General features: G+C 61.5%; 14 protein-coding genes. 5 read left to right on the top strand and 9 right to left on the bottom strand.

Features of this window, described 5'->3' with window-relative positions; translation table 11 throughout:
* Positions 1 to 79 precede the first annotated feature (79 nt).
* From accC to AB4Z19_RS19680, 4 genes are read left to right on the top strand one after another with little or no spacing between them, the layout of a single operon-like run.
* Positions 80 to 1,438: an acetyl-CoA carboxylase biotin carboxylase subunit gene (gene accC / locus AB4Z19_RS19695; protein WP_442035834.1), complete on the top strand. Its 1,359-nt coding sequence runs from the start codon at positions 80 to 82 to the stop codon at positions 1,436 to 1,438.
* Between the two features lie 3 nt (positions 1,439 to 1,441).
* Positions 1,442 to 2,377, top strand: coding sequence for a 50S ribosomal protein L11 methyltransferase (prmA, locus tag AB4Z19_RS19690; RefSeq protein WP_442027524.1), 936 nt, complete (start codon positions 1,442 to 1,444; stop codon positions 2,375 to 2,377).
* A gap of 18 nt (positions 2,378 to 2,395) precedes the next feature.
* A complete protein-coding gene (locus AB4Z19_RS19685; protein WP_442035833.1) occupies positions 2,396 to 4,270 on the top strand; it encodes a DUF3426 domain-containing protein in 1,875 nt (624 codons plus the stop codon).
* Positions 4,271 to 4,278: 8 nt separating this feature from the next.
* Entirely contained in the window at positions 4,279 to 5,223 is a 945-nt protein-coding gene (locus AB4Z19_RS19680) for a carbohydrate kinase family protein (protein WP_442024745.1), read from the top strand.
* 108 nt (positions 5,224 to 5,331) lie between these two features.
* On the opposite strand, the gene AB4Z19_RS19675 is transcribed toward AB4Z19_RS19680, so the two are convergent.
* The 7 genes from AB4Z19_RS19675 to AB4Z19_RS19645 form a co-directional block, all read right to left on the bottom strand.
* Positions 5,332 to 5,844, bottom strand: coding sequence for a YggT family protein (locus tag AB4Z19_RS19675; RefSeq protein ID WP_442024761.1), 513 nt, complete (start codon positions 5,842 to 5,844; stop codon positions 5,332 to 5,334).
* 97 nt (positions 5,845 to 5,941) lie between these two features.
* Positions 5,942 to 6,901, bottom strand: a complete 960-nt coding sequence (locus AB4Z19_RS19670; protein WP_442035832.1) for a transcriptional regulator — start codon at positions 6,899 to 6,901, stop codon at positions 5,942 to 5,944.
* Positions 6,902 to 7,677: 776 nt separating this feature from the next.
* A complete protein-coding gene (locus AB4Z19_RS19665) occupies positions 7,678 to 8,514 on the bottom strand; it encodes a substrate-binding periplasmic protein (RefSeq protein WP_442024749.1) in 837 nt (278 codons plus the stop codon).
* 64 nt (positions 8,515 to 8,578) lie between these two features.
* Entirely contained in the window at positions 8,579 to 10,066 is a 1,488-nt protein-coding gene (locus AB4Z19_RS19660) for a chemotaxis protein CheW (protein ID WP_442024751.1), read from the bottom strand.
* 2 nt (positions 10,067 to 10,068) lie between these two features.
* Entirely contained in the window at positions 10,069 to 11,769 is a 1,701-nt protein-coding gene (locus AB4Z19_RS19655) for a methyl-accepting chemotaxis protein (protein WP_442035831.1), read from the bottom strand.
* Positions 11,770 to 11,975: 206 nt separating this feature from the next.
* Positions 11,976 to 13,718, bottom strand: coding sequence for a chloride channel protein (locus tag AB4Z19_RS19650; RefSeq protein WP_442024755.1), 1,743 nt, complete (start codon positions 13,716 to 13,718; stop codon positions 11,976 to 11,978).
* Positions 13,715 to 14,128, bottom strand: coding sequence for a MarR family winged helix-turn-helix transcriptional regulator (locus AB4Z19_RS19645; RefSeq protein WP_442024757.1), 414 nt, complete (start codon positions 14,126 to 14,128; stop codon positions 13,715 to 13,717). Before AB4Z19_RS19645 ends, AB4Z19_RS19650 begins: the two co-directional genes overlap by 4 nt.
* Positions 14,129 to 14,240: 112 nt before the next feature.
* Here AB4Z19_RS19645 and AB4Z19_RS19640 point away from each other — a divergent pair, with 112 nt between their 5' ends.
* Positions 14,241 to 14,921 carry a type 1 glutamine amidotransferase domain-containing protein gene (locus AB4Z19_RS19640; protein WP_442035830.1) on the top strand — a complete coding sequence of 227 codons (681 nt, stop codon included), beginning with the start codon at positions 14,241 to 14,243 and terminating at the stop codon, positions 14,919 to 14,921.
* Between the two features lie 54 nt (positions 14,922 to 14,975).
* Here the strand turns inward: AB4Z19_RS19640 and AB4Z19_RS19635 are convergent, their stop codons facing one another.
* The gene (locus AB4Z19_RS19635) at positions 14,976 to 16,082 is read right to left on the bottom strand and encodes a ribonucleotide-diphosphate reductase subunit beta (RefSeq protein WP_442035829.1); all 1,107 of its coding nucleotides are present in this window, start codon (positions 16,080 to 16,082) and stop codon (positions 14,976 to 14,978) included.
* A 102-nt stretch (positions 16,083 to 16,184) separates the two neighbouring features.
* Positions 16,185 to 19,106 (bottom strand): ribonucleoside-diphosphate reductase subunit alpha, encoded by a 2,922-nt coding sequence (locus tag AB4Z19_RS19630; protein WP_442035828.1) that lies wholly within the window; start codon positions 19,104 to 19,106, stop codon positions 16,185 to 16,187.
* Positions 19,107 to 19,124: the final 18 nt, after the last annotated feature.

The following is a 19,124-nucleotide window of genomic DNA, read 5'->3' as shown; positions in this document are numbered from 1 at the left end:
CGACGACACTGCGGCCAGCCTCTCCTCTTCTTCATTGAGCGCCCGGCCCGACCGGGCGCCCGCAAACATAGAATCTGCCATGTTTGAAAAAATCCTCATTGCCAATCGCGGGGAAATCGCACTGCGCATTCAGCGCGCGTGCCGCGAAATGGGCATCAAGACCGTGGTCGTGCACTCCGAAGCCGACCGCGACGCCAAGTATGTGAAGCTGGCCGACGAATCGGTCTGCATCGGCCCTGCGCCTTCGGCCCAGTCTTATCTGCAAATGCCGGCGATCATCTCGGCTGCGGAAGTGACCGACGCGGAAGCGATCCACCCAGGCTATGGCTTCCTGTCCGAGAACGCGGACTTCGCCGAGCGCGTGGAGAAATCCGGCTTCGTCTTCATTGGCCCGCGCGCCGATTCCATCCGCATGATGGGCGATAAAGTGTCCGCGAAACAGGCGATGATCAAGGCCGGCGTGCCTTGCGTGCCGGGTTCCGAAGGCGCCCTGCCGGAAGATCCGAAAGCCATCGTGCAGATTGCACGCAAGGTCGGCTATCCGGTCATCATCAAGGCGGCAGGCGGCGGCGGTGGCCGTGGCATGCGCGTGGTACACACCGAAGCAGCCCTGCTGAACGCGGTCACCATGACCAAGAGCGAAGCCGGTGCCGCTTTCGGCAATCCTGAAGTCTATATGGAGAAGTATCTGGAAAATCCGCGCCACGTGGAAATCCAGATCCTGGCCGACGAACACAAAAACGCCGTATGGCTGGGCGAGCGCGATTGCTCCATGCAGCGCCGTCACCAGAAAGTGATCGAAGAAGCGCCAGCACCAGGCATCCCACGCAAGCTGATCGAAAAGATCGGTGACCGTTGCGCCGAAGCCTGCCGCAAGATCGGCTACCGCGGCGCCGGTACCTTCGAGTTCCTATATGAGAACGGCGAGTTCTACTTCATCGAGATGAACACCCGCGTGCAGGTTGAGCACCCAGTGACCGAAATGATCACCGGTATCGACATCGTGCAGGAGCAGATCCGCATCGCTGCGGGCGAGAAGCTGCGCTTCCGCCAGCGCGACGTGATGCTGTCCGGCCACGCCATCGAGTGCCGCATCAACGCCGAAGACCCGTTCAAGTTCACCCCGTCGCCAGGCCGCATCACTGCGTGGCATACGCCGGGTGGCCCAGGCATTCGTGTAGACTCCCATTCGTATGCTGGCTACTTCGTGCCGCCTAATTACGACTCGATGATCGGCAAGGTGATCGCCTACGGTGCGACCCGCGAGCAGGCTATCCGCCGCATGCAGATCGCGCTGTCGGAAATGGTGGTCGAGGGCATCCAGACCAACATCCCGCTGCACCGCGAGCTGATGGTGGATGCGCGCTTCATCGAAGGCGGCACCAACATTCACTATCTGGAACAACGACTGGCAGAAATGCCTAAAGCAGGTACTTAAGAAATGAGCTGGACTGAAATTGTCATCGAAGTAGCACGCGACCATGCGGAGGCTTTGTCCGACGCGCTGATGGAAGTGGGCGCGCTGTCGGTGTCGGTGGAGGATGCCGATGAAGGCACCGACGCCGAGAAACCCCTGTTCGGCGAGCCGGGCATGGAACCGAAAGAAGCGGCGTGGGATCACAGCCGCGTCGTAGCGTTGACCGATGACGATGCCGACCAGGCTGCGATCGTGGCGGAAGCTGCCGCCGCGATCCAGCTGGCGGAAGTCCCCAAGTTCACGACCCGCAAAGTCGAGGATGAAGACTGGGTGCGCCTGACGCAATCCCAGTTCGACCCTATCCATATCGGTAAAAACATCTGGGTCGTGCCGAGCTGGCACGAAGCGCCTGATCCCAAGGCGCTGATCCTGGAACTGGACCCGGGCCTGGCTTTCGGCACGGGTTCGCATCCGACCACGCGCCTGTGCATGGAATGGCTGGAAGCGCATCCGGCGCCCGGCAAGACCGTGCTCGATTACGGCTGCGGTTCCGGCATTCTGGCCATGGTGGCGCGCAAGCTGGGCGCCTTCCCGGTGGCGGGTGTGGATATCGATCCACAGGCAATCGAGTCGGCTTACGATAATTCTACGCGCAATAATGTGCAGGATATCCAGTATTACGTGCCGGATGATTTTGCCGAGTCGCCGTTTGCTTCGCAGCGTTTCGACATCGTGGTCGCCAATATTCTTTCTTCGCCACTGAAGCTGATGGCGCCGATGCTGTCCGGCCGCGTGGCCGATGGCGGCGCGCTGGTGCTGTCCGGCGTGCTGGCACGCCAGGCGGAAGAAGTGGCCGCAGCTTACGCTCCCTTCATCAAGATGGGCGTGTGGGCTGAACACGATGGCTGGGTGTGCCTGTACGGCCGCCTGGGCAGCGATACCGTTCCATCTCCACGCTAAGGTAGCACTCCGCTACGCATGGCGCTCGCCACCAAATGCCCCCACTGCAATACGGTCTTCCGCGTCGCGGCTGACCAGTTGAAGCTGCGAGGGGGCATTGTCCGTTGCGGCGCCTGTAATGAAGTCTTCGACGGCAACGCGGCCCTGGTCGAACCTGCGGCCAAGCCAACGCCCGTTATTCCCGAAGTCGTCGTCACCCCGGCATCGGCAGCCGCCGACTATATCCACGGCGAGCCGCTCGACTTCGATCTCGACGCCCTCGACACCGACGAACCCCTCATCCAGTCGGACGAAGACCTCGCCGCATCAACGGCCTCCGTTGACGAACTGCTGTCCGGCATCGAGCTGGATTTCGACGACGAACCACCTGCCGCCGCGCCGGACGCGGGGCGCGAGCCAGCCACGCCACCCGCCGAGCAATCCCCCGCACCCGCAGCCAAGCGCTGGTTAGCAACCTCCGCCCCTCCTGCCGCGCCCTTCTCGGCCACTGCCGCGCCAGAGCGCGAGCTAGTGGAAGCCGAGGACGCAGCCCCGCCTGCGCCAAAGGCCACGCGCGACACCGCGCCTGAGCCGGCGTCCGAGCCCGAGTCCGAGCCAGTGTGGCAGCCAGCAGCATCCGAGCCGGAGCAGCGGGCCGAGGCGTGGTCGGCTCACGAGTTGGCGCGCGAGCCGGATGTTGCATCTGAGCCGGAGCACGAACTGGCGCACGATTCTGAGGGCACGCCTGAACCTGAGCCAACGGCAGAGGGCGCGCTTGAGCCAGAGCCAGCGGCTGACGACGCTGCGCCGGAGCCGCATCAGCCACATGCCGCTGATGCCGAGTCGCCGGCCGCCGACGTGGACGCTGCGTTCGAGGCGGAGCCTCGCGCCAAGCCGGATTTGCCGGCCGCCGAGAGCGCGTACGAGGCCGAGCTGCCTGAAGCACCGTCGCTGGCCGACGCCCATGGCCGCATCGAGCCGAGTTTCGATACGCCCCAGGAACACATCGTCGCCGCCGCACTGGATGACCTGCACCACTTCGACGATCTGGACGCACGCGAACCAGAGCCGATCGCCGCGCGCGAAGTAGAACCTGAAGCGGAGCCCGATGCAGCGCCGGAACCAGTGCCGGAAGCGTCGACCGGCGGCTGGCCTGAATCCGCTTTCGAGCCGCTGCCGGAAGACGCGACCGAGACAACGTTCGAAGCATCGTCCGAGCCGACGTTCGAGCCAGCCTTCTCGACCACGCCGCGCAACGAAACCGCCCTGCACGCCATCGCCGCCGTCAGTACCGACGCGCGCGACGACGCCGAATCGCTCCCTGACGACGAACCGGAAGACGCGCCGTCCGCGGCAAAAAAAGACGCGGCAAGCAACCCGGAACTCGACCACGAAGAACTCGGCTTCGTCAAACGCGCCAACCGCAGCGAGAAATACGGACGCAGCGCGAAGCTGGCAATGGCCTTTGGCACGCCGCTGCTGCTGGCCGGTCTGCTGCTGCAAGGCGCGACCACCTTCCGCAACACCCTGGCCGCAAACTACCCGGAGCTGAAGCCAACCCTGACCGCCGCCTGCGGCATCCTCGGCTGCAAGGTCGAGCTGCCAACCCAGCTCGATATGCTCAGCATCGAACAAGGCGAGCTGCAAACCGTCGCCGACAATACCTTCAGCTTCAGTACCACCCTGCGCAATCAGGCGCGTACCGCGCAAGCCTGGCCGCATATCGAACTGGTCCTGAACGACAGCGCCGACAAGCCTGTGGTGCGCCGCGTCTTCGCCCCGCGCGATTACCTGGTCAACAAGGCCGACGCCGACAAAGGATTCAGCGCGCGCAGTGAACAAAGCGTTAAACTGTACTTCGAGCTGTCCCAGCTCAAGGCTTCCGGCTATCACATCGCCATTTTCTATCCTTAAAAACGACCATGACTAAAACTGCCCTGGTGTGTGGCTCTCTGGCCATCGACATCATCATGCAATACGAAGGCCGCTTCGGCGATACCCTGCTGGCCGACCAGCTGCACAAAGTGAACGTATCCTTCCTGGTGCCGACCATGCGCACCGAGTTTGGCGGCTGCTCCGGCAACATCGCCTACAACCTGAAGATGCTGGGCGGCGAGCCGCGCATCGTGGGTGTGCTGGGCCAGGATTGCGCTTCCTACCTGGAACGCTTCCAGAAACTGGGCCTGTCCACCGACAACATCCTGATCAAGAAGGATGCCTACAACGCGCAGTGCTTCGTCACCGCCGATTCGGACCACAACCAGATCAACGCCTTCCATCCTGGCGCCATGTCTTTCGCGCACGAGAACGACGTGGCCAAGGCTGGCGCGGCGCGCATCGCCATTATTTCGCCGGATGGCCACCTGGGCATGCTGAAGCACGCCGAGGACTTCGCCCGCCTGGAGATTCCTTTCATTTTCGATCCGGGTCAGCAGATGCCGATGTTCACGCCGGAACAGTTGATCGGCTTCATCGACAAAGCGTCTTATGTGACCTGCAACGATTACGAGATCGAACTGCTGATGGACCGCACTGGCCTGAGCATCCCGGACATCGCTTCGCGCCTGAAAGCGCTGATCGTGACGCGCGGCGAGAAAGGTTCGGAGATCTACACGGAAGGCAAGCGCATCGATATTCCGGCAGTACCGGTTGATGCAAGCGCGGATCTGGACCCTACCGGTTGTGGCGACGCCTACCGCGCAGGCCTGCTGTATGGCCTGACCAATGACCTGAGCTGGGAATCCACCGGCCGCCTGGCCAGCCTGCTCGGCGCCATCAAGATCGTGCACAAGGGCGCACAGAACCACGTGTTCACGCCGGCGTCCATCGCCGACCAGTTCGAAGCGGCCTTCGGTTACCGCTTCTAAAAAACGGCGGATCAATGATCCGCCCTACCTCACTAAACCAGGGGCGCAAAAGCAAGTGGCAGGCACATCGTGCCTGCCACCAGATTCACGCCCTGGGTTCTAAAAGCGCTAGCGCCCGAACAGCATTCCCAGCAGGATCTGCGCGATCTGCAGCAGGATCAACGCCACCAGCAGCGACAGGTCCAGATTCCCCACCAGCGGCACGACGCGGCGAATAGGCGTCAGCAGCGGCTCGTTCAGCGCGCGGATGAAGGGCGCCATCGGCGCATGCGGATTCACCCAGCTGAAGACCGCCTCAATCACCAGCAAAGCCATAAAGCCGTACAGAATCCATTCAAGGAAGCGGTGCAGCGCGACCAGGAACACGATTTCCGGCGTGGCGCCAAACAGGAACATCACCGAGGTCGCCAGCATCACGATCAGGAAGGCCCCGATCAGGCTGGCCCAGTCATAGCCGCCCATGCCCGGCACGATGCGGCGCAAAGGGCGCACCAGCCAGTCGGAAAGTTGAAAAGTGAACTGCGCCACCGACGATGGCGGCCGCACCCGGATGGCCTGCATCCAGAAGCGCAAGAGCAGCACACCGCCCAGCAGACCGGCGATGGCATTGACGATCAACATGACGATACTAAACACGCGTCCACTCCATAATAAAAAAACCGCTGTGCGATTGTCTCACACAGCGGCATTTTCGCCATCCGGCACTAAGCGCTAAGGCTTAGGAAGGACGGGTGCTGGTCGGGAACGGCCAGGCGGCTGCCGGGGCGATCACGGTCTTTGCTGCCGGAGCGGCTGCTGGTGCCGGAGCGGCTGCTGCCGGAGCCGGTGCTGCTGGCTTGGCGGCTTCCTTCTTCGGAGCGGCAGGCTTCTTCGGAGCGGCCTTCTTTGGCGCTGGTTTAGCCGCTGGTGCGGCAGCCGGTGCTACGGCTACTGGCGCAGCAGCTGGCTTAGCTGCTGGCTTAGCCGAGGCTTTTTTTGGGGCGGCCTTTTTAGCTGCAGGCTTGGCAGCTGGTTTTTTAGCGGCAGGCTTGGCAGCGGCTTTCTTCGCAGCTGGCTTGGCAGCTGGTTTAGCAGCGGCTTTCTTGGCAGCTGGCTTGGCAGCAGCTTTCTTCGCAGCTGGCTTAGCAGCGGCTTTCTTAGCGGCTGGCTTGGCAGCAGCTTTCTTGGCAGCTGGCTTGGCAGCAGCTTTCTTCGCAGCTGGCTTGGCAGCGGCTTTAGCTACGGTCTTCTTTGCTGCTGGCTTAGCGGCGGCTTTCTTGGCTGCTGGCTTAGCGGCGGCTTTCTTGGCTGCTGGCTTAGCTGCGGCTTTCTTAGCTACTGGCTTAGCTGCTGCTTTTTTAGCGACGGTCTTCTTCGCTGCTGGCTTAGCTGCGGCTTTCTTAGCTACTGGCTTAGCTGCTGCTTTCTTTGCTGCTGGTTTAGCTGCTGCTTTAGCGACGGTCTTCTTCGCTGCTGGCTTGGCGGCTGCCTTCTTCACTGCTGGTTTTGCTGCTGGCTTAGCTGCAGCTTTCTTAGCTACTGGCTTAGCTGCTGGCTTGGCGGCAGCTTTCTTAGCGGCTGGTTTAGCAGCTGGCTTGGCAGCGGCTTTCTTAGCGGCCGGCTTGGCGGCGGCCTTCTTTGCTGGAGCTGCTTTTGGAGCAGCTGCTTTCTTAACGACTTTCTTAGCGGCGGTAGCCATTTTTAGTTCTCCTATCTGGGATGGGAAAATTCACGCACAAGATGTAAACCCGTCCGGTCCTGCGGTGGACCAGGCGAATTATTCATCGGCACAAACCTGATTGCGGTTTGCGCTAATGAATTCGGTACCCAGCTGAACTGCTGCACCTCCTCACAAGTGCAGCGCTTCAGCCATCGAATCCGCCGCCTTGTGCTAAAGCGTCGGACTCAAAATCTTGTTCGAGATGTTTCGGGTCGGGCGTGTACTCAGCTCCATCACCCCATCATCGCGCCACGTTCCGTTTGTCAGCGTTAAAGAAAAAACCGCCCGATCCTGACCTAAGATCAGGCGAGCGGCTTCGCTGAAATCGGTGTGGACTTGTGCATACTTATGCGTTTGTGTATCCCATTTTTTTCGATTTTTGCGGTAACGACACACTCAAAAAAAGAGCGCTTGCAAATTCACGCAATTTCAAGTTCGTAAAGTACACGAAAACCTTACCGTTGCGCAACCAGCACGATTGATTTTCTCGCTCTTTTTTTGCATTGATCTGCGAGTTGGCGCACATTGAAGCACGCATTGCGCTCTGTTTTTGCCTAGCATCGGACCTTGCGCGAGGTCTTCGAGCTTTGCTTCGCTTTGCATACGTCCTTTATCTAAAGGCTGTATGCGAAGGTGGGGTGTTCACGTTGCGAGCATCGATGGACCGATGAAGGTCACCACGCATGTCCGCGATTTTTTTTCGTCGCGATTACGCTACATGGACCTCTGTAGCATGCCGATACGCGTTCATCTCTTCACTTTGATGGAGCGACTTCGGTGTCCCATCCCTTCAAGGCCCACTTCGGATTCGCGTAGTACATCCTGAACAGGCGACCGTACTCGCCGCGCGCTGCGACCGTGACGATGGCATCGCGCACGCGTTCGCGGTCGGTGCTGTCCAGGCTATTCAGACTCAGATACATGCCGGCAGCATGGGCGGGCATGCCGCGAATCGCAGTCACATTGATCCTGTCCTGCAGGTCGGAGGCCAGTGCCGCCTCAACGAAAACCGAAGGTGACATCAACACCGCATCGAAGCGGCGCACGGCCAGCATGCGCGCTGCCGTGTCGGGATCGGGAACCAGGGAGACGCGCTTCCTGACCACCGGATCGTTGATCAGCGCCATGTAGGCCGGGCCGAAGTTATAGCCGCGCACAGCACTCAAGGTAGTGGTGCCGGCGGCGAGATCGCTCATGGTGATCTGCTCCGGCATGCGCGCACCGGCCGACAACAGCATGGGACGAGTGTTATAGAGATGAATGAAGGTGGCGTAGCGGTCGCGCTCTTCGGTGCGGGTGCTGTTGTGGACCAGGTCCGCGTCGCCCCGCTCGAACAGGGCATGGGCGCGCATGCGCGGGACGATCACGTATTCGAAGCGGCAGCCCGATTGGCGCGCTACCAGCTCCAGGAAGTCGGGTACGATGCCACTGACCTGGCCCGATGACGACACCATCATCGAGCGCCCCATCGGACTGGCCGCAACCTTGACCGGCCGCGCGCAGCCCTCGGCAAGCGCGTCCGCCATGCCCGTCAGCGCCGTCACCGCCGCGACTACGGCCGCGACGCGCGCGCTCGCCATCCCATCCAGCATCCCATCCCCCTTTTTCTGGACAGGATAAGATGCTGGCCGCTTTGATGCAATACGCGGAGAAGGATCAGGCGGCGAGCTTGCGCAGCAGGCGCTCGGGATCGAGCAGGCAAATGGAACTGTTGTCGCCGCCCAGTTCGAGCACCTCGCTCGATTCGGACTGCAGGCCTTCCGCTTCGCCCTTGCGCATCAGGCTTGGGGTTGGATAGCGGTGGTTGTCGGCGACGGTGACGATGTCATTTACACCATCAACGATCAAGCCAAAGCGCTCGTCGCCGCGTTCGATGACCAGCACTTTGGACTGCGCGGCCGGACCGGAGGGCTGCATGCCGTACAGCACACGCAGGTCGACCAGGCTGACGAAATTGCCGCGCAAGTTGAGAACGCCTCTCAAGTAGTCCGGCACGCCGGGAGCGCGCGTGATGTCGCCGCTGCAGTCGATGATCTCGCGTACCTGGCGCAATTCGAGCGCGAACTTGTCGCCCACGGTGAAGGTGAGATAGACCTTGCGGCCGGCCGCCGCACGCGCGGCATTGTCCTTGCCGTCGTCAGGGAACAGGTTCTGGTGGCCCTGATGCAGCTCACCGATCTCGCAGCGCGAGAAAATGCCGTCGTGGTCGAGCAGGATCACATCGTCCTGCCCTGCCCGTGTCACGCAGCCGGCGAACATGCCGCTGCGCGCCTTGCTCAGCAACGGAATCGGCATCACGTCTTCGGTATGGAAATGGGCGATGCTTTCCACGGCATCGACCAGGAAGCCGATGGTGGCGTCGCCGATGCGGGCCACCAGCACGCGCTGATCGGGATGGGATTCACCGGAGGCGGCTCCGGCCAGGTTTGCAAAATCCACCACGGCGATCTGTTTGCCGCGGAACAGCATGCGCCCCAAACACAATTGACTATTCAGGACTGAGGATTGCAGCTCCGGCACCTGCACGATTTCCTGTATGGCCTTCATCTCCAGCGCGAAATGGGCGCCGGCGGCGCGGAAGGTGATCGCATGGCGCTTCTCGCCGACCGCGCGCAACTGGCGCTGGCGTCCCTGGCTGCCCGCCGCGCGCAGGGCCAGCACCTGGGGCACGTTCTCGATGCACACCAGACGCTCGACGTTCAGCACCTGCAACAGGCGGCGGCCCTGGTCGAGCAGGATGGTGCCCGCCACCACGCCCGCTTCCCCGGCATATTGCAGGGTGCTGCGCTGTTCAGGACGCACGCGCAGCACCTCGCCGATGCCGTGCACCAGCAACCCGACCAGCACATCCTGGTGCTCGATGATGGCGATTTTGTGGTGTGCCGCGCCCTTCGGCGCCGACGGATCGAATAGACGGGCCAGATTCACCACCGGGATCACGCTGCCGCGCAGCGTGAACATCCCTTCCAGGTAATGCGGCGCCAGCGGCACGGCCGTCATGCGTTCGGGGAAGTTGACCACCTCCCGGATGCACATGGCCGGCAGCGCAAATTCATCGCTGCCCAGCAGAAAGGAGCCGAACAGCTCCAGCGCAGGCGCCACGGTTCCGGCGGCGGGCGCCGCCACCACGCGCAGGGCGTCCATGCTTACACCACGAAGCCGGCGACGATCTTGTTCAGGTCCCCCGCACGCTGGTTCAGGTTTGCGGTGGAGGCGGCAATGCTGTCGCAACTGCCGGCCGACTGCTCGGCCGCTTCCGCGATGTGCTGGATCGCCGAACTCACTTCGCGCGCCGTCAGCAGCTGCTCATGCGCTTCGCTGGAAATCACGCCGATGGCCTGGCTGGTCTTGCCCACGCCCTGCACGATCTTGTCGAAGGCTTCGCTGGCCTGGCGCGAGATCTCGCTGCCGGTGTTCACGCGCTTGACCGACTCGTTGATGAGTTTCGAGATTTCCTTGGTCGCCTGCGAGGAGCGCTCGGCCAGCTTGCGCACTTCGTCCGCCACCACCGAGAAGCCCAGGCCATGCTCGCCCGCGCGCGCCGCTTCGATGGCGGCGTTGAAAGCCAGCATATTGGTCTGGTTGGCGATGTCGCTGATCACTTTGACGATCTCGCCGATGTCTTCCGAGGAACGATTGATCAGATCCATGGCTTCGATCGAACGCGCCACGGCCTTGGCGCCAGCTTCCGCTTCATCCTGGGTGCTCTTGGCCAGGTCGTTGGCGGCGGAGGTGTTGTTGGCAATAGCATCGATGGAACGGGTCAGGCCATCGACCGCTGCGTTCATTTCCTCCACCGTGGCGCCCAGGGCCTGGGTGCCGCTGGCCACCACGCTGGAACGGCTGGCGATCGATTCCGCATCGTCCGACAAGGCGGTGGCAGACATCACCACCTGGCCGATCACGCCACGCAGATCGCCCATCATCTTGTCGATGCCGGCGGCGAGGTGGTCGAGCGGTTCATTGCCTTCGGTGCACAGGCGCGCGGTGAGGTCCCCTTTGGCGGCGCGCGCCACCGCATCCAGCAGCGCGTCGATCTTGCGCGCATCGGATTCGGCTTTGGCCTTGATGCTTTGCTCCAGTTTCACCTGTTCCGTGATGTCGATAGCGTACTTCACGATCTTGCAAGGCTTGCCGTTCAGGTCAAGGATCGGATTGTAGGTGGCCTGAATCCAGATCTCCTTGCCGCCATTGCCCATGCGCTTGTAACGGCCGCTGTCGAACTCGCCGCGGTTGAGTTTTTGCCAGAAGCGCTTGTATTCCATGCTGTTGGCGTATTCGGGATCGCAGAACAGGCGGTGATGCTCGCCTTTGATGTCTTCCAGCGCATAACCCATGGCGTCGAGGAAGTTGTTATTGGCGGTCAGCACGTGACCATTCATGTCGAACTCAATCACGGCTTGCGCCTTGTCGATGGCGCTGATTTTGCCTTGATCTTCCGCGCTGCGCAGTTTGCTGGCCGTGATGTCGGTCGCGAATTTGATGACTTTGTAAGGCTTGCCCTCGGCGTCGAATACGGGGTTGTAGGAAGCGTTAATCCAGATCTCGCGGCCGCCCTTGCCGACGCGCTTGTAATCGCCCTGATCGAAATGGCCGGTGCGCAGGCGCTCCCAGAACTGGCGATAGGCTTCGCTCGACGCCAGCGCCGGTTCACAAAACATCGAGTGGTGTTTCCCCTGCACTTCTTCCAGCGTATAGCCGACCGCGCTCAGGAAATTTTCATTGGCATGCAGGATGGTGCCATCGAGCTGGAATTCGATGAGTGCCTGCACTCGGTTGAGTGCTGTGTTGATTGCTTGCAGTTCGAGTTCTTGCAGTTGCTGTTCCTGCACGACCGGGCTGTTCATGAGGCACTCCTTTTTTTTGCGGACTTGGCTGAAGTAGGTAGGAAATTTCCTAGAGGGAATCTTCAGTATAGACAGGGAGCCCTTCTGAATCCTCACCGATTCTCACCTTTCATCGAAAAGATTTGAAGTAGTAAACAAGCTGCTAAGAATACGTTGCCACGCGGCCACATAAAAACTAAGCCTCCCGAAGGAGGCCTTAGTGACTATTACTTAGCGAGCGTAAAGCGGCGGAAACGATGACGCGCATGTTCTTCGTTATGCAGTGCCAGCGAAGACTTGATCAAGTCGCTACGACTGATCACACCGGCAAGTTCGCGGCTTGTCGCATCAGCAACCACCGGCAAACGTTCAAGTCCGTGCACCGCCAGACGCACAGCAACCGTGCGGCAGGTTTCCCCACGCAGCGCGACCACTGGGGCGTTCACGCCATACAGTTCGCGCACATGCACGGCATTGGGCGCTTGCTCCATCGCAGCGCGGTCCAGCATGCCGAGCACTGCGCCCTGATGCGTAACGGGATAAGCGCGGTGCTTCTGATTGGCGCCGAAGTGCGATTGCAGGACATCGGCAATCAGCGCGTCGGCATCGATCGACATCGCAGTGGCAGTCATCACCTCTTCCACGCTGTGGCGTTCCAGCGGATCGATGCCGTACTCGCGGTAGATATGGTGGCCGCGGCGTGCGATCTTCTCGGTCAGGATCGAGCGGTGCATGGTGATCACGGTGAAGCCGTAGGCGATCACCGATGCCATCAGCACCGGCAGCAGCGCGTTGGCGTCGTGCGTCAGCTCGTAAGCAAAGACGGTCGCCATGATCGGGGCGCGCATCATGCCGCCCAGAGTTGCAGCCATGAAGACCAGCGGCCACACGGCAGGCGACCCGCCCGGCAGATAAGGCCCCAGCACTGCGCCCAGGCCTGCGCCCAGCATCAGCAAGGGGGCCAGCACGCCGCCCGATGTGCCGGAGCCCAGCGCGATCAGCCACATGATGGCCTTGGCCAGCAGCAGGCTTGCCACCACGCTGGCCGCCAGATGGTTCTGCAGCAGGTCGCCGATCACGTCGTAACCAACGCCCAGTGCGCGCGGCTGGAAATAACCGCCGACGCCAATTGCAATGGCGCCCAGCGCCGGCCACCACATCCAGTGGATCGGCAGCTTGTGGAACCAGTCTTCAACGCGGTACAGGGCGGTCGACAGGATCAGGGCCAGCACGCCGCACAGCAGGCCGGCGATCACGCAAGGCAGGAAGCCCAGCGGTTGCAGGGCTGCGCTCTGCTGCGGGAACAGCGGCCCCGCGTCCAGAATCAGCGGACGCAGGAAGCCCGCCACCGCGCAGGCAATCGCCACCGGCAGCAGGCTGCGTGGACGCAGTTCAAACAGCAGCAGCTCAACCGCCAGGAGCACCGCAGCGATGGGCGTACCGAACACCGCGGTCATGCCGGCTACCGCGCCCGCCACCAGCAGGGTCTTGCGCTCGGCATCGCTCAGGTGGAAGTGCTGGGCGATCAGCGAACCGACTGCGCCGCCCGTCATGATGATCGGGCCTTCCGCACCGAACGGATCGCCGCTGCCGATGGCAATTGCGGACGCCAGCGGCTTCAGCACCGCGACCTTGGGCGACATGGCGCTACGCTTGAACAGGATGGCTTCAATCGCTTCCGGAATGCCGTGGCCGCGGATCTGTTCCGAACCGTAGCGGGCGATCAGGCCGATGATGATGGAACCGATAATCGGCACCGCAATCACCCAGGCGCCCAGCGTATGGTTGGCGGGCGAATGCGGCTCGGCCGACAGCGTCTGGAAGAAGAACAGGTTGGTGAAGAAGGAGATGGCGTGCAGCAGCAGCCAGGCCGTGCCGGTGCTCAGCACGCCGATCACGGCCGCAATGGCGCCGATCGGCAAAAGCCGTGCGTCGCCGCTGAAGTCGCTGCGTGGGTCGTAGGGTTTCATAGCTTCGAAGGGAGGTTGGGAATCGTAAACACACCGGCCAGCGATTGCAGCTCGGCACGGTGCATCGCCGCCAGGCGGGACAGTACGTCCTCGCCGGCCGGCAGTAGATGCACTTCGACACGGCGGCGATCCAGATCGTTCGGCCTGCGCTGCACTAGCCCGGCCGCCTCGCAGCGCGTCAGCAGCGCGACCACGCCATGCTGCTGCGCCTGCAGGCGCTCCGCCAGCTCGCCTACCGTGGCCCAGTCGCGGCCGGGGTAGCCTTTGATGTGCAGCAGCAGCAGGTATTGCAGCGGCGTGATGCCCTCCGCATGCGCCGCATTTTCTGAAAAGCGCTCGAAGCGCCGCATCTGGTATCGGAATTCCGACAGCGCCGTGAAGTCGGCCTTGCTTAATGAAGATGATGTCATTGGCGAAATTTTATATCATGTTGTGACATAATTAGCCGCACATCATACCACGCTTCAATTGCATTTGGGCGAGCCTCCGCTAAGCTGAAGAGGCTTCATTTCAGGAGAGATCATGAAAATACTGATGGTACTTACCTCCCACGATCAGCTAGGGAACACAGGCAAGAAGACGGGTTTCTGGCTGGAGGAGTTCGCAGCGCCCTACTATGTATTCAAGGATGCCGGCGTGGACGTCTCGGTGGCATCGCCGAAAGGCGGACAGCCGCCGCTCGATCCCAAAAGCGATGAGCCTGATTTCCAGACCGAAGCAGGCGAGCGTTTCAAGAAAGATCCGGCCTCCCAGCACGTCCTGGCAAACAGCCGGCGCCTGTCGGAAATGTCCGAGAAGGACTTCGACGCCATTTTCTATCCGGGCGGACATGGCCCTTTGTGGGATCTGACCAATGACAAGGATTCGATCGGCCTGATCGAACGGACCTACGCGGCCGGCAAGCCCGTCGCCATGGTATGCCACGCTCCCGGCGCGCTGCGCTTTGTGAAAGGGCCGGACGGCCAGCCATTAGTGAAGGGAAAGAAGGTCACCGGCTTCACCAATACCGAAGAGGAAGCGGTGCAGCTCACCAAGATCGTTCCCTACCTCGTTGAGGATGTTCTGAAAGAGAACGGCGGCATTTTCTCCAAGGCTGCCGACTGGCAACCGTATGTGCTGGTCGATGGCCATCTGGTCACCGGCCAGAACCCGGCCTCCTCTACCGCCGGCGCAAAGAAACTGCTGGAAGTTTTACGCAGCTGAAACGCATAAAAAAAACCCGCCGGAAAGGCGGGTTTTTTGTGGGTGAGGCTGAGATTAATCCCAGCTCAGTGCGCCACCGGTCTGGTACTCGGTCACGCGGGTTTCGAAGAAGTTGCGTTCCTTCTTCAGGTCGATCATTTCGGACATCCATGGGAATGGATTCTCGTCCTGGTCGAACAGCTGCTCCAGGCCGATCTGCACCGCACGGCGGTTGGCAATGAAGCGCAGGTAGCCTTTGAACATGGCCGCGTTCAGGCCCAGCACGCCACGTGGCATGGTGTCTTCGGCGTAGCGGTATTCCAGCTCGACAGCTTGCAGGAACAGGCCCTTGATCTCTTCCTTGAAGGCCGGCGTCCACAGTTGCGGATTTTCCAGCTTGATGGTGTTGATCAGGTCGATACCGAAATTGCAGTGCATCGATTCGTCGCGCAGGATGTACTGGTACTGCTCGGCGGCGCCCATCATCTTGTTCTGACGGCCCAGCGCCAGGATCTGGGTGAAGCCGACATAGAAGAACAGGCCTTCCATCAGGCAGGCGAACACGATCAGGGACTTCAGTAGCTGCTGGTCGCTCTCGATGGTGCCGGTCTTGAACGCAGGGTCGGTCAGCACGTTGATGAACGGGATCAGGAACTGGTCCTTGTCGCGGATCGACGCCACTTCGTTGTAGGCGTTGAAGATTTCCTGCTCGTCCAGGCCCAGGGACTCCACGATGTACTGGTAAGCGTGGGTGTGGATCGCCTCTTCGAACGCCTGGCGCAGCAGGTACTGGCGGCACTCAGGAGCGGTGATGTGGCGGTAGGTGCCCAGCACGATGTTGTTGGCAGCCAGCGAGTCGGCGGTGACGAAGAAGCCCAGGTTGCGCTTGACCAGGCGGCGCTCGTCTTCGGACAGGCCGTTCGGGTTCTTCCACAGCTCGATGTCGCGCTGCATGTTCACTTCCTGCGGCATCCAGTGGTTGGCGCAGCCGGCCAGGTACTTGTCCCAGGCCCATTTGTATTTGAACGGGACCAGCTGGTTGACGTCGGTCTGGCCATTGATGACGCGCTTGTCGTCGGCATTCACGCGCAGGGCGACCTGCTCGGCGCTTGCCTCGGCGGTGGCGCCCATCGGAGGGGTTTGGCGCGGGGTTGCCGCGGCTTCATCATCCCAGGATAGCATTTTGTTGAGTTCCTTCTAATTAAGCTTTTAAACCCGAGGCGGAAACCAAGTGGCTGCCACGATGTGGCAGCCACTCGCCTCACGCCATTGGTTCTTATTGTATTACTGGCAGGCTTCGCATTCCTCGAAACCGTCGTCACCAGGACGCAGGTAGCAGGCGGCGCCTTCTTCCACTGCCGGAGCTGCCTCAACAGGAGCCGGAGCGGCCGGAGCGGCGTTCATGGCGGCCGGAGCATTGGCCGACACAGCGTTCAGCGCGCCGGTACGGGTGGTCGACTTCTCCATGTGCGACGCAGCGATGGTGCGCAGGTAGTAAGTGGTCTTCAGGCCGCGCAGCCATGCCAGCTTGTACGTCTCGTCCAGTTTCTTACCGGAAGCGCCAGCCATGTAGATGTTCAGCGACTGTGCCTGGTCGATCCACTTCTGGCGGCGCGAGGCAGCTTCCACCAGCCAGGTTGGCGAGATTTCGAAGGCGGTCGCATAGATATCGCGCAGGTCTTGCGGCACGCGGTCGATCTTGCTCAGGGAGCCGTCGAAATACTTCAGGTCGGCGATCATCACTTCGTCCCACAGTTCGCGGGCTTTCAGGTCGCGCACCAGGTAGGCGTTGATCTCGGTGAACTCACCGGACAAGTTCGACTTCACATACAGATTCTGGAAGGTCGGCTCGATGCAAGCAGACACGCCAATGATGTTCGAAATGGTTGCGGTCGGAGCGATCGCCACGCAGTTCGAGTTGCGCATGCCGAACTTGGCGATGCGCTCACGCACCGGCGCCCAGTCCATCGAGGCGGACAGGTCCTGCTCCAGGTAGCCGCCGCGCTGCTCAGCCAGCAGCTTGACGGAGTCCTGCGGCAGGATGCCGCGGTCCCACAGGGAACCCTTGTACGATTCGTACTGGCCGCGCTCTTCCGCCAGCTCGGTCGACGCCAGGTAAGCGTAGTAGCAGACCGCTTCCATCGAGGTATCGGCGAAAGCTACCGCTTCCTGCGAAGCGTAAGGCACGCGCATCATGTGCAGGCAGTCCTGGAAGCCCATCACGCCCAGGCCGACCGGACGGTGGCGCATATTCGCGTTGCGGGCCTTGTCGACAGCGTAGTAGTTGATGTCGATCACGTTATCCAGCATGCGCATGGCGGTGCGGATGGTCTTCTGCAGCTTGACGTGGTCCAGCTTGCCCTCTTTCATGTGGGCAGGCATGTTCACGGAACCCAGGTTGCAGACGGCGATTTCGTCGGCGTTGGTGTTCAGGGTGATCTCGGTGCACAGGTTCGAGCTGTGCACTACGCCCACGTGCTGCTGCGGCGAACGGATGTTGCAAGGATCTTTGAAAGTGATCCATGGGTGGCCGGTTTCGAACAGCATGGACAGCATCTTGCGCCACAGGTCCAGCGCTTCGATCTTCTTCCACACGCGGATTTCGCCGGCTTCCGCCTTGGCTTCATACGCCAGGTAGGCTTCTTCGAAGGCCTTGCCGACCTTGTCGTGCAGGTCCGGGCAATCCGATGGCGAGAACAGGGTCCAGTGCGACTTTTCCATCACGCGCTTCATGAACAGGTCCGGAATCCAGTTCGCGGTGTTCATGTCGTGGGTGCGGCGGCGGTCGTCGCCGGTGTTCTTGCGCAGGTCGAGGAATTCCTCGATGTCCATGTGCCAGGTTTCCAGGTAAGCGCAGACAGCGCCCTTGCGCTTGCCGCCCTGGTTCACTGCCACAGCGGTGTCGTTCACTACTTTCAGGAATGGCACCACGCCTTGCGACTTGCCGTTGGTGCCCTTGATGTGGGCGCCCAGTGCACGCACAGGGGTCCAGTCGTTACCCAGGCCGCCGGCGAACTTGGCCAGCAGTGCGTTTTCCTTGATGGCGTCGTAGATGCCTTCCAGGTCGTCGGACACGGTGGTCAGGTAGCAGGAAGACAGCTGGGAACGCAGAGTGCCCGAGTTGAACAGGGTCGGGGTCGACGACATGAAGTCGAAGGTCGACAGCAGGTTGTAGAACTCGATGGCGCGCGCTTCGCGGTTTTCTTCGTTCAGGGACAGGCCCATGGCGACACGCATGTAGAAAGCCTGCGGCATTTCGATGCGCACATCGCGCACGTGCAGGAAGTAGCGGTCGTACAGGGTTTGCAGGCCGATGTAGCCGAACTGCAGGTCGCGGTCGGCTACCAGGGCCTTGGCCAGCTTGGCCAGGTCGAACTTGGCCAGCTCAGGATTCAGCAGCTCGTTCTCGATACCCTTGGCGATGTATTTCGGGAAGTATTCGATGTATTCGGCGGCAGCTTTGGCTTGCGCGGTTTCCTTGCCGAAGACTTCCTTACGGATGGTGTGCAGCAGGATGCGGGCGGTCACTTGCGAGTAAGCCGGGTCCTTTTCCATCAGCGCGCGGGCAGCCAGGATGGCGGACTTGTGCAGCTCTTCGACCGGCACGCCGTCGTACAGGTTCTTGACGGTTTCAGCCAGGATAGCGTCGGCATCGACGTGCTTTTCCAGGCCGGAGCAAGCGGCGCCGATCAGGTCGCGCACTTCCTGCATCACCAGCGGACGGCGCACGCCGTTTTCGGTCACGCTGATTTGCGGTTCAGCGGCAGCGGTCGCGCCTTGTGCTTCCTTCTTCAGGCGGCGCTCTTCCATGTGCTTGGCGCGGTACAGCACGTAGGAACGTGCCACGTCGTGTTCGCCGGAGCGCATCAGGGCCAGTTCCACCTGGTCCTGCACGTCTTCGATGTGGAAAGTGCCACCGGATGGCTGGCGACGCACCAGGGCGTTCACCACGTTATTCGTGAGTTGCTCCACCAGTTCGCGGATGCGCGCGGACGCTGCACCCTGGCCGCCGTTCACGGCAAGGAAGGCCTTGGTCATGGCCACGGCGATCTTGGACGGCTCGAACGCCACCACCGCGCCGTTACGGCGGATGATGCGGTAGTCGCCCAGCGTGCTCGCCGGCGTGCTCAGGCCGCCAGCGTCAGCGCCTGCGGATACCGGTGCTTGTGGCACTGGGGTGATGGAGGTATCTTGAGTCGATTGCATTTTTGCTCCCACGATAAC

The sequence above is a fragment of the Pseudoduganella sp. RAF19 genome (genome assembly GCF_052114165.1).
Taxonomy (GTDB): Bacteria; Pseudomonadota; Gammaproteobacteria; order Burkholderiales; family Burkholderiaceae_D; genus Rugamonas.
Note: the sequence above shows the minus strand (reverse complement) of the source record. Positions and strands in the feature narration are given on the sequence as shown.